Raw genomic sequence first — 10,241 nt, forward strand, 5'->3', positions numbered from 1 at the left:
TGTCCGGCTTTCCGTTTCCGCAGTGCTTGGGGAATTCGACGCCGGGTTCATGCTGGCCTTCCGAAGATGATCTGATCGATGGTCGCTTCGCGGATGCTGCCGTCCGGGGCCTGCCACGAAACCTGCTGCAGGGCGTCCGGCGTGATGCTCGCCCAGTCCGACTCTGTGGCCAGCTGGTAGTAGGTCACAATTTCCGCCAGGCCCTGCGAGACGGGGTAGGCGGCGGTGACCTCCGCGAGGGTGGTCTGTTCCGCCTCGGCGAGGACGGCGTCGATATTGGCCTTGAGTCGTTCCTTGTCCACGTGGAACTGGCTGAACAGGGCGCCGGCGTCCACGTCCGCGTCGTCGGCCGTGAGGACGTCGTCGTCCACCATCACCCGCCGGCTCGGCTCATACAGCGGCCGTTCGAAAGGCAGCGTAATGTCCACTGACGGGGCCGAAATGGTCATGAAGTCCCCCGACGGCGGCTGCTCCCGGGTGGCGAGGGTACCGGACTCGATGCTCCGGATGAGCTGCATGATGCGCTTGTTCTCAAGGAACACCTTGTCGTCGAGCAGTCGGCGCATCTGCTGGGACAGCTGGCGGACGGTGCCCTGGGTCTGTTCGACGGCGGGCAGCCAGTCCTGGTGCAGGTTCACCACGGCGTGGAGGTTGTCCGCGTGGGCGAGGGCCTCGATCTGGGTGGCGCGCTGGAGGAGTTCCTGCAGTTTTCTCCGGGACTCCGGTGACATGAGGTAGTCCCAAAAGCCCTGGAATGTACGCCCCTGCAGGGAGCTGCTGATGTCCTGCTGGTTTGCGAAGATCGATTCCAGGAGCTCGCCCTGGGTGCCGTCCCAGGTGGCGATCTGCTCGCGGACTTGGCGGTCCAGCTTCCGGAAGTTCTGTTCGACCTCTCGGAAATCCGAGAGGAGGTCCTTGGCCAGGGCGGTCAGCTGCTGGAAATGGTCCAGTGCTTCGGGGCCTGTCATGACGCGTATGTTGCCGTCCCGGATCCGCTGCATCTCGGCGTCGATCCCATCGCGCTGCCGCTGCAGTTCGGCGAGCCGCACCTCGGGATCGGTCTCCGACTGCTGGACCAGCCGCTCCAGGACGGCAAAGATGCTGGTGAGCCGGGACTGGGTGGCCACGAAGTCGCGTCCACGCAGGCCCTCCACCCAGCGGACAACGTCTTCCGCGGCCGCGGTGAGATCGTAGCGGGGCTCGTCCTGGCCCTGGATGTAGTACTTCCGCAGCCAGGCCCTTTCGGGCGCGGCCCAGTCGTCTAAGTACTCCGAGGCCCGGCGCGGAAACTTGTCTTCGCCGTAGGCATCCCGCAGGCCGAAGAGCACATCGTCCAGGCTGTCGATGAGTTGCTGGCGGCCAAGGTTGCGCTGGTTGGGGCCGGTGAAGGCGGCCATGAAAAACGAGATGGCGAGCGGCGCGTTCTGGGCGCGCAGCAGGGACCAGCCTGCATGGCTTTCGCGCAGGGCGTTGATTGCGTAGTAGTCCATCCGGTCCTCGTGGTGTTGCCCGCCTCACGTCCTATGTTCACTCTAAAGGGCGCCGCGGACATTTTCTGTGGACGAGGAGTCGCCACGTCCCGCAACGTGCGCCGGCAGATAGCAGATGGCGGAAGACGGCAGGATGTCGCTAGCGGAGCGGCTGCCGTTCACCGACGGCAACCGCATCCCCAAGCGTTACGTACGTCCGCCGTCGTCGTTCCAGTCTTTCCTGCTGGCCCGGCGACGGGATCTGCGCGCCTTTCGCGCGGTTGCACCTGCTGCACGCGGCGACGAAATTCTGCAGGCTCGTGGACCCGCCCTTGGACCACGGGTAGAAATGGTCACCGTGTTCCGCAGGACGGGCGCAACGTCTGCGGAAGCCCGCCTCCATCTCGCACTGGCCTTCTGCCCGGGACATGCCTTCGCGGCGCTGCTGGCGGCTGAAGCGCCGGACAGGGTCGCGGCGCCGGACGTCCCGGCCGCGGATGATGGCGACGATCATGGTTAGGACGACGGCGAGTACGCCAGGAAGCGCGACGGCCGCCAGCACGCCGCCGAACATCTCCGTGAAAACGGCAGTCACGGAATTCGGCCGTCGGTCCGCAGCTACATGCCCGGAACGCGCCACGAGCGACAGGATGGCTCCGGCGAAGATCCACACCGTCAACGCGGCCATGGCCAACCGGAGTAATTGGCGCGTCCAGTAGATGCGTTTCAATTCAAGCATTTGGTCTCCCCCATAAAGACTCCGGCAAAATGAAGACGGGCGGTGTCCCGCTCGCTGAGACAGATCGTACCTTCGCTGGCGCTACGGGGAAGCGGTGTCTCTCCAAGTGTGGTGTTCGTCAAGGTTGTTCTGGTTCAGTGCGCACCGCTACCTTTTTCCTATGGCCATGGGCAAGTAACGGTGCTCTGACCCCTAAAAGGAATTTCTACTCAGAAGGAGTGGGAACGGTCATGAATCGACGAACCAAAATCTTCTTTGGTGTGGTCGTCCTATTGCTGATTGTTGGTGGGGCGACATTATTTGTCTTCGATAACACAAAAAGCAGTAGGGCCGCGGAGTACAACCCGCAGATCAACCCGGCAGATTTCACCACTGAAATCACCAACAAATACTTTGCCCTCCCTGTCGGCAAGAAACTGACTTACGAGACCACGGAGCAAGGAAGTGTCACCGAGAGGATCGAGATCGAAATCCTGCCGGAGACCGTGACCATAGAGGGTGTGGAGACGGTGGTCTATCTGGATAAGGAGTACAAGAACGGGCAGCTGGTAGAGGAAACCCGGGATTACCTGGCGCAACACAATAACGGCGACGTGTGGTATTTCGGCGAGGACGTGGACAACTACTCCAATGGAATCTTGTTGAACCACTCCGGCAGCTTTCTCCATGGAAAAGATGGGGCAAAAGCTGGCATCTGGATGAAGGCCGAGCAGCGCCCTGAGGCAGGAATTTTACGTTGGTCACGCGGAAGACATGCGGGACACCGTCGCTACCGGCGAGACTGTCTCCACCAAGTCAGGCACGTACACCGACTGCGTCAAGGTCTACGACTGGACGCCGCTTGAAAAGAATTCCCGGGAGTATAAGTATCACTGCCCCCAGATCGGTGCGCTGGCCCTTACCGAGGACCTGGAGACCGGCAGCCGGTCAGAACTCGTGAATGTTGTCCTGCCCTAGTCTTCTAACAGCACATCCAATCAACGGCCGGCGTCGGCGGCTACTTTTTGGGCCGGGGCTTAGAAACCTTCGGCTCCTTGGGCGGCAGCCCGGCCACATGCTCGAATGCTTTCTCCACCCAAGCCTTGGCCCGCGCCTCATCGCCGTCGCCCTCGGCATTCCAGATCTCCGGCAATCCGGTGTAGCCGCCCATGGGCCGCTCGGCCGGCCCGAATGGAACGGTCCGCTCGGTGCTTTCAAGCAGCTTCTTGTCCGCCGCGGCTAGCTTCACTCCAATGATGGGGCCGAACAGGCCGGCGAACATGTTGCCGTTCACAAACGCTCCAAGGTTTCCGAACATCGGCTTGACCACCACCTCGGGATGGTTGGGAAGCACCGCGCGGAAGTGCTCCTTGTCGGAGTCGGACGCTTTCGGCATTTCCATTGGTCTTCCTCCGGTAACTGCTGGTCTCGGTCTTCCTGCAGGATATGCCCGCGGCCGGGCACGGTACAGGCGGTCGGCCCGCACCCGGCGGATCCCGGCGCGGCCGTGCTACTCAAAATGTAGACCCCTGGCCCGGCGGGGTCAGCCTGGCCTCTGCCAGTTGCTCGGCTTCCTTGAAGTCGCGGTCCCAGGCTTTCTTGTCCTGGCCGACGCACCACCTGTAGGTCCCGTTCCACTTGGGCTCCACTACCGGGGCGGCCTCGATCTGCTGATGAGTCGGTCTGACCTTGGACTCAAGCCCAACCACAGGGGGCGGGGCGTACTTCGCCCTTAGTGGCGGCCACTCCGCCTCCGCCGCCAGTGGCTGCGACCGCCTCCGGTTATGCCTGGCGAGGGCCACGATGGGGAGAATTATGCAGGCCAGGAACACGCCGAGCCAGAGCATCAGGAAGATCACGATCCCAATTAACATTCCCATGGCCCAGATTAACTTCTAAACGGTCCATGGCGGAAGGGTTCGGCTACGCCCGCCGGGGGACCCGTCCCCGCCCCGTGCGCGGCGGTAACGGATCCCCAGGTCAGCGCCACCCCAAGACGCGGCCTCAGTTCCCAACCTGGAACCCGCCTTCGTGCTCGCCGGCATGGAGCGTCACCAGCGCGCGAAGCGGGAACTGACAACCGTGGTCGATGACTTCCTGAATGCTGACCAGATGCCGATCAACACGATAGGTAGCCAGGACCTTTCGGCTTGGGCATGTGTACGTCCGTCACGCTGTGGTAATTGGTGTCCGGAATCTCCTGTACAGTTGATCCTGTTGTTGTGTTTATGCAGTTCGTAGTTCAGGCAGTACGCATGGTTGCAAGACCATGTTCTTCTGAAGCAGCGGTTTTGAGCACCCCAAACAGGAGGACCCGAAAGTCGGGACAGTTCCTCCACCTTCACGAAGGACAAAAATAATGGCTACTGGTACCGTCAAATGGTTTAACGCTGAAAAGGGCTTCGGCTTCATTTCCCCCGATGACTCCTCACAGGACGTTTTCGCACACTACTCTGCGATCAACTCCTCCGGCTTCCGCTCCCTCGAAGAGAACCAGAAGGTCTCCTTCGAAACCGAGCAGGGCCCCAAGGGTCCCCAGGCCACCAACATCCAGGCTATCTAATTTCCTTTTAGATACCCGGGACCGTTAGGTTTCGAGCAGGGCCCGTCTTCGGACGGGCCCTGCTTTTGTTTAACCCACCTGTGCCTCCAATACAGGTACGACGACGGCGGCGGCGCGCCACAGCCGTCGTCTGCCCACTACTTTAGGGCTACTGCTCAAAGCTGGCCGCGCCGCGCCAGATACGTGTTGAGAGCCGGGTTGTCGATGTCCTTGGCCAGCCACGGAATCGTCTCCGCGGCGGCGGTGTCGCCCAGGACCGCCCGGTGCGAGTGCGCCCGGACCACGAGTTCGCGCAAGGCGCCGCGGCTGGCCATGGTCCCCAGCCGGTCGGCGTAGTCCGCGGCGGCGGGGGAGCCGGCGTCGATTGCGACCTCGGCGGCCGTGTCCAGCAGCCGCGCCCGGTACCAGAGATACCAGGGGGTGGTGTCGAGGCCACGCTTCAGCCACTCCTCGGCCGCGGCCTGGTCGTTCAGCGCCATACTGAGCCGGGCCTTGGCCCCGGCGGCCAGGGTCAGGTAGCAGTGGTCGCCGGCGACGTCGGCCATCACCCACGAGCGGTCGATCAGGGGAGCGGCGTCCTCCAGCCGGCCCGCGGCGAGGAAGGTCTCGCCCCGGAGCCCGGCCACAAACGGCTCGAACGCCGTCCAGTGCTCGGCCGCGATCAGTTCCTGGGCCCGGTCCAGGCATTCAGCGGCCGGCTCCAAATCCCCGCGGAGCAGATGCACCCGGCCGGTAAGGGCCGTGCTGAACGCCAGCAGACGGCGGCCGCCCGCGGCGGTGGCGAGCCGGGTCGATTCGGCCAGTGCCGCCAGCGCCTCGCTGTAGTGCGCGGTGTCCGAGGCCGCCATGCCCTGGATGGCCAGGATCCTGGACCGTTCGTCGTCGAACCCGTCCGCCGCCCGGGCAGCCTGCTCCAGCCAGCCGGCCGCGCGGTCCGGAATGCCCCGCTGCACCGACAGGTATCCCAGCTCCCGGTACGCGGCCGCCGCCACCCGCGAGGCCGGCCGCCCGGGGTTCCGCATCTCCGACTGCAGGCCTTCCGGATCCAATCCCTCCGATTTCAAAGCCCGGTGCAGGAGATCGGCCACCTCGGCGCCGCGGCCGCCGGCCTGATGGATCAGCGCCCCGGACAGCGTGACCAGGGATTCGGCGAGCAAATGATGGTCGCCGGTACGTTGCGCTATCTCGGTTGCGAGGCGTAACTGCTCCAGCCCGCGGTCCACCGAGCCTGCCGAGAGCGACGCCTCGGCGGCATCGAGGTAGGACCGCACCGCGGCCCCACTGGCCGGCAGCCCGGGCTCGGCCGGCGGCGCCGCGTCTGTCAGCGCTCGGCGCACCTCCGCCGGCACGCCGAGCCCGAGCTCCCTGCGGTACAGCTCGCGGCATTTGTCGGCCTGCTCCCGCGCCCGCCGGTACTCGCCCAGGGACACCAGGGCCTTGATCAGCACGGCGTGGCAGTCGGCGTTGAAGGGGTCCAGGTGCAGCGCACGGGTGGCGAGGTCGACGGCGTCGTCCGCACTTCCGGCCGCCAGCGCGGCGAGCGAGGCCTCATACAGCATCGTGAGCACGCAGTTCTCGAGCCGGTGCCGCTGGTCCTCGAGCCAGGACTCGAACACGGGGCAGTCCGCGAAGGCGAGACCCTCAAGGAGCTCGCCGTCGAAGGTGCGGGGGTCGGCGCCGCCGGCGGGAGTGAGGGCGGCCATCACATCGCAGTTCCACCCGGCCGGCAACACGAGGCGCAGCGGGTCGCCGCCGACCGATTCCGCGCCGAGGGTCCGCCGCAGCTCGGACAGGTTCCAGCGCAGGGCGCCGAGGGGGTCCTCGGCGTCGGGGAACAGGAGGGCCGCAGTCCGGGCACGGCCGGTGCCGCCCGGTTGAAGCGCGAGGTAGGCCAGCACAGCCCACGCCTTGCGGCCGCGGGGCTGCCGGGGTGCGGTGCCAGCGGACTCGATCCTGGGCGGACCGAGGAGCCGAATCCAAGTCTCGGCCATATGAGTCATGCTACGCCGCTGGTGGGCGCAAGGGAGGGGGTGATAGTGAGCGTGCGTCGGGGGAGCGATAGGGGAGTGAACTGAGCCGAAACAGGCGGGGAGCTGGCCGGAAACCGGCCGGAAAACCCTCACACGGTGGCTCACACGGTGCGCGCGCAAACTGGACATGTCCCCACAAAAGGACCGAATTCCGGACCAGCGCCGCACCGCGTAACTCCCACAAGGATCAGCCCGGCGCTTGCCCTCAACACCAGCTCAATAGCCGCCCCCAACAACCAGCTCCATCACTCGCCCGAGGTGTTTCTCAAATGGAATTTGCCGCCATCCTGCTCGCCGGACTCTTGGTCTTCGCAGCCGTCGCCACAGTCGTTGCGGTCGTCCGCGACGGCAGGGGCCACACCCCGCCCATTCGGTCAACGCGCCCGTGGAAGGCCGGCAACCTCCCCAGCGAACCGTACGCATACATGCGGTCTCTCCAGGGCTGACCGCTCTGGCCCGACCCCCATTTCCGGCACCGGAAGTGGGGGTCCCGCGCGTCGTCCTGTGGCTTCGCCTGGCGCCGGCGGAGGCCGCCGGTACCACTGCAGCCGGGAACACCGACGTCGGCGATTTGGTGGGCAGCCGACGTCGGCGGTTGACCGGCCGTCTGGTTCCCACTGTCTAGACACTCGCAGTGGCGCGGGAGCATTCTAAACGTGTGCGCGTTTCGGGAGGAGCGGCTACGGGGCGGGAGCTTCCGTCTGGCTGGGGGGCACCCCGGTGAAGCCGGGGACGGCTGGCGGTCGGATCCCACTTTCCAGGCGCGCGGACACGATCGGCGAGGGAACCGGGGACCAGGTCATGGACGAAACATCCGATACGAGGCAGAGGCTGTCCAACCGCATCGACCAGAAGCAACGGGACCTTCAGGTCTACCTCGGCAGGGAAAGACCGCGGCGCACGCGCCTGGCGAGCATCAGCATTGTGGGCAGCGCGCTGGCCGCCTCGTTCGCGGCCGGTCCAGCGGTCGGGGGCACGGGGTTCACCGAAGCAGTGGCGAACATCTTCAACCTGGCCGACGACTCAATTGTGTGGCGAGGGCTGTGCCTGCTGGCGGTGATCTGTTCCGTTGCCGCGGCGCTGGCCACGAATTTTGCCACGTCCCGTTCCGTGGCGGACCGTGTGAGCGCGGCCGAGACCGCAAGTGCCCAGCTGGAGGGGCTGCAGGTGTCGCTGAACTTCGGCCACATCGATATCGACGAGGCCGTCAAGCTCTATCAGCAATACTCCACCCAGGTGGCCTTTGTCGAGGCATCACCCGCGCGGTGAGCCGTTCTTCGCCCGGCTCATTCGCGCGGCTCGTCACACGTGTTCAGCCCGGGAGCTCCAGCTCGACTTCCACGTCCACCTCGTCCCCGGCGCGGATGCCGGCCGCGGTCCTGATGGCCTTCTTGACGGGGAGGAGGTACGAGTTGCTCTTGCTGTCCGGAAAGAGCGACGTCCGCCAACGCTGCCCGGCGATGCAGGCGCTCACCTTCACCGAACCGAAGCCCTTGCGGAACGGGGCGGCCTGGTCCTTGAGCTCCTCCGCCAGATCCGGCGGCAACGTGATGAAGTGCCAGCCGGCCTTCTCGGGGTAGTGCCACAGCTCACCGCGAAACGCGTACGACGTCGTCACGCTCCGAGTATGGCACGCGGCGGAGGCCGGCTGAGTAGTCGCGGCGGCCCTTAGCTAAACGCGCAACCGTGATGATCAACGAGTGGGCGGACTCATTCGACCGCCGGGCAATCGCTGTGCTGGGACTTCATCCTCCACGTATCACCGTTTCTTGCGGGGTCGAGAACGTCGCGCTTCCATCCCTGACTGGGGTCAACGAAGACCTGGGTGAAGAACGGGTCGACGACGAAGGCATCGAGCATGGTCAGCGCTTCAGCCTGCCGCTTCTGTTCGCTGCTCTCGAAGGCGTCGAGGTATTCGCCCTGCCAGGCACACAGCCAATACGTTGATGCCACGGCTTCCCCGCGACCTGCGGGGTCATAATGCACGTTGGGGTCGTCGAAGCCCGGGGGTACCTTGGCCGGCCAGGCGACCCCGTTGGGAAGCGGCTGCGGAATCTTCTTTATCGCCTGCTGATAGAAGGCTGGAAGCTTGTCGACGTTGATGTCGGCGTCGGTTGAAGCAGACACGCCCGCGGGCGCGGTTGCGGTGGACACTGCTGCTGGCACCTCAGGCGTGTCCGCCACATTCGGCAAATGGGACTCAGCACAGCCGGTCAGCATGAGGACAGCCACTGCGAATCCCGACCAGCCCCACCAGTGCCTGCTTCGCCCGTGAACAAATGACATGAGACCGCTACCTCTTCCCCCGAGACGTATCGTGGCCGGTCGACTTCCCGACGGGCCTTGTTGGAAGCCAACACTGCCCGGAGCAGGAGCACAACCCGCCTGCGGGCCGACGTCGTGGGCGGCGCCGTGCGCCACCCACTAGTGGCCTTCGACTACGGGGCTTTGGGGATGATGATCCACAACGCGATGTACACGAGCTCACCCACGCCGAACAGGCCGAAGAACACGAAGCCGAGGCGAACCAGCGTCCTGGAGACACCGAGACGGTCCGCGAGGGCCGCGCAGACTCCGGCGATGATCTTGCTGTTCTTGGGCCTGACGAGAGATTGTTGCATCCAGCCAACGTAGCAGTGTGGCCCCGCCAGGAGAACAGGTTGCGGCCCCAAACTTCCCTTCCTGCTGTGACAACAACCCGTCCGGCGATCCGGGCAGGAGCGAGGGCGGATCATCGCATTGGCCGAGTTCCCCCCAGTACGCGGCCTTGTCGTCGAGGAGCTGCGGACTTTGACCGTGCACCGGAGGAATCCCTGGTCTTCGACGCACCCCGGGCAGCGGGCTGAAACACGGCGCTGGACCCTTTCCTGCGAGTTCGCGCGACACATGACGGCGGCAGTGTTGCGGACTGTGACGCGGTGCACAAAACTCTGTTGTGCGCGTCTGCGCCCTGACGGAGGCTTGCACGGGCCAGTAATCCGCGCCAATGCAGGATTCTTGCCCCATGGCACCCGCTCCGCCGCCTGATTTGTGCGGGGTCCTCCCGGCGTGTAAAGTAATTCGAGTCGCCGCCGCTGATGCGGAAAGAAAGCGACCGACCCCCTGATAAACAGCCTGAAAATGGTTCGCAAATTTGCGCGCTAAATAACGGTGGGGACCTTCTTGAGAGAATGTAGATCGCAGAAATGCGAATTTGCAAACACTCCCAAGATCGGGTAAGTTTGAAAAGTTGCTCCGGAGCGATCCTCGACCGAAATGGTTGTGGTGGTGCCGGGTGTGTCTGTTGTTTGAGAACTCAATAGTGTGCCAAGTTTGTTGATACCAATTTATTGTAATGGATTGGTTGAATGTGCCGGGCCCGCCACCCCGTGGTGTGGTCTGGTGTTTTTGGCTGGTTTCAAATTTTGTGCAGCCATTTTCTCCCGTTTTCCCGGGGGTGGTGGTTGTGTCTGTTTTACTTC

At 64.4% G+C, this 10,241-nt stretch carries 12 protein-coding genes; 4 read left to right on the plus strand and 8 right to left on the minus strand.

The window, feature by feature from the left end; translation table 11 throughout:
• Window positions 1-47: 47 nt before the first annotated feature.
• Window positions 48-1,490 (minus strand): DUF3375 domain-containing protein, encoded by a 1,443-nt coding sequence (locus MRBLAR12_RS19850; protein WP_364747879.1) that lies wholly within the window; start codon window positions 1,488-1,490, stop codon window positions 48-50.
• A 139-nt stretch (window positions 1,491-1,629) separates the two neighbouring features.
• The gene (locus tag MRBLAR12_RS19855) at window positions 1,630-2,208 is read right to left on the minus strand and encodes an HNH endonuclease (protein ID WP_364747882.1); all 579 of its coding nucleotides are present in this window, start codon (window positions 2,206-2,208) and stop codon (window positions 1,630-1,632) included.
• Window positions 2,209-2,438: 230 nt separating this feature from the next.
• Here MRBLAR12_RS19855 and MRBLAR12_RS19860 point away from each other — a divergent pair, with 230 nt between their 5' ends.
• Window positions 2,439-3,053, plus strand: coding sequence for a hypothetical protein (locus MRBLAR12_RS19860; RefSeq protein WP_364747884.1), 615 nt, complete (start codon window positions 2,439-2,441; stop codon window positions 3,051-3,053).
• A 152-nt stretch (window positions 3,054-3,205) separates the two neighbouring features.
• On the opposite strand, the gene MRBLAR12_RS19865 is transcribed toward MRBLAR12_RS19860, so the two are convergent.
• Both MRBLAR12_RS19865 and MRBLAR12_RS19870 read right to left on the minus strand, forming a co-directional pair.
• Entirely contained in the window at window positions 3,206-3,589 is a 384-nt protein-coding gene (locus MRBLAR12_RS19865; protein ID WP_364747887.1) for a TfoX/Sxy family protein, read from the minus strand.
• Between the two features lie 112 nt (window positions 3,590-3,701).
• Window positions 3,702-4,067, minus strand: a complete 366-nt coding sequence (locus MRBLAR12_RS19870) for a hypothetical protein (protein WP_364747889.1) — start codon at window positions 4,065-4,067, stop codon at window positions 3,702-3,704.
• Window positions 4,068-4,546: 479 nt separating this feature from the next.
• On the opposite strand from MRBLAR12_RS19870, the gene MRBLAR12_RS19875 reads away from it, so the two are divergent.
• Entirely contained in the window at window positions 4,547-4,750 is a 204-nt protein-coding gene (locus MRBLAR12_RS19875) for a cold-shock protein (RefSeq protein WP_011690916.1), read from the plus strand.
• Window positions 4,751-4,905: 155 nt separating this feature from the next.
• Here MRBLAR12_RS19875 and MRBLAR12_RS19880 read toward each other — a convergent pair whose 3' ends face one another.
• Complete coding sequence (locus MRBLAR12_RS19880) at window positions 4,906-6,741, minus strand: BTAD domain-containing putative transcriptional regulator (RefSeq protein ID WP_364747891.1); 1,836 nt, start codon at window positions 6,739-6,741, stop codon at window positions 4,906-4,908.
• Between the two features lie 308 nt (window positions 6,742-7,049).
• Between MRBLAR12_RS19880 and MRBLAR12_RS19885 the strand changes: the two genes are divergently transcribed.
• Window positions 7,050-7,226, plus strand: a complete 177-nt coding sequence (locus tag MRBLAR12_RS19885) for a hypothetical protein (protein ID WP_364747894.1) — start codon at window positions 7,050-7,052, stop codon at window positions 7,224-7,226.
• Between the two features lie 355 nt (window positions 7,227-7,581).
• On the plus strand, window positions 7,582-8,049 hold the full coding sequence (locus tag MRBLAR12_RS19890) for a hypothetical protein (protein ID WP_229992867.1): 468 nt from the start codon (window positions 7,582-7,584) through the stop codon (window positions 8,047-8,049).
• Window positions 8,050-8,092: 43 nt separating this feature from the next.
• Here MRBLAR12_RS19890 and MRBLAR12_RS19895 read toward each other — a convergent pair whose 3' ends face one another.
• The 3 genes from MRBLAR12_RS19895 to MRBLAR12_RS19905 all read right to left on the minus strand — a co-directional run bounded on the left by MRBLAR12_RS19895 (window position 8,093) and on the right by MRBLAR12_RS19905 (window position 9,401).
• On the minus strand, window positions 8,093-8,398 hold the full coding sequence (locus MRBLAR12_RS19895) for a DUF1905 domain-containing protein (protein ID WP_364747897.1): 306 nt from the start codon (window positions 8,396-8,398) through the stop codon (window positions 8,093-8,095).
• A 92-nt stretch (window positions 8,399-8,490) separates the two neighbouring features.
• On the minus strand, window positions 8,491-8,934 hold the full coding sequence (locus MRBLAR12_RS19900; RefSeq protein WP_364747900.1) for a hypothetical protein: 444 nt from the start codon (window positions 8,932-8,934) through the stop codon (window positions 8,491-8,493).
• Between the two features lie 284 nt (window positions 8,935-9,218).
• A complete protein-coding gene (locus tag MRBLAR12_RS19905; protein WP_229992870.1) occupies window positions 9,219-9,401 on the minus strand; it encodes a PspC domain-containing protein in 183 nt (60 codons plus the stop codon).
• Window positions 9,402-10,241: the final 840 nt, after the last annotated feature.

It is taken from the genome of Arthrobacter sp. LAR12-1-1.1, assembly GCF_040676555.1.
Lineage (GTDB): Bacteria > Actinomycetota > Actinomycetes > Actinomycetales > Micrococcaceae > Arthrobacter.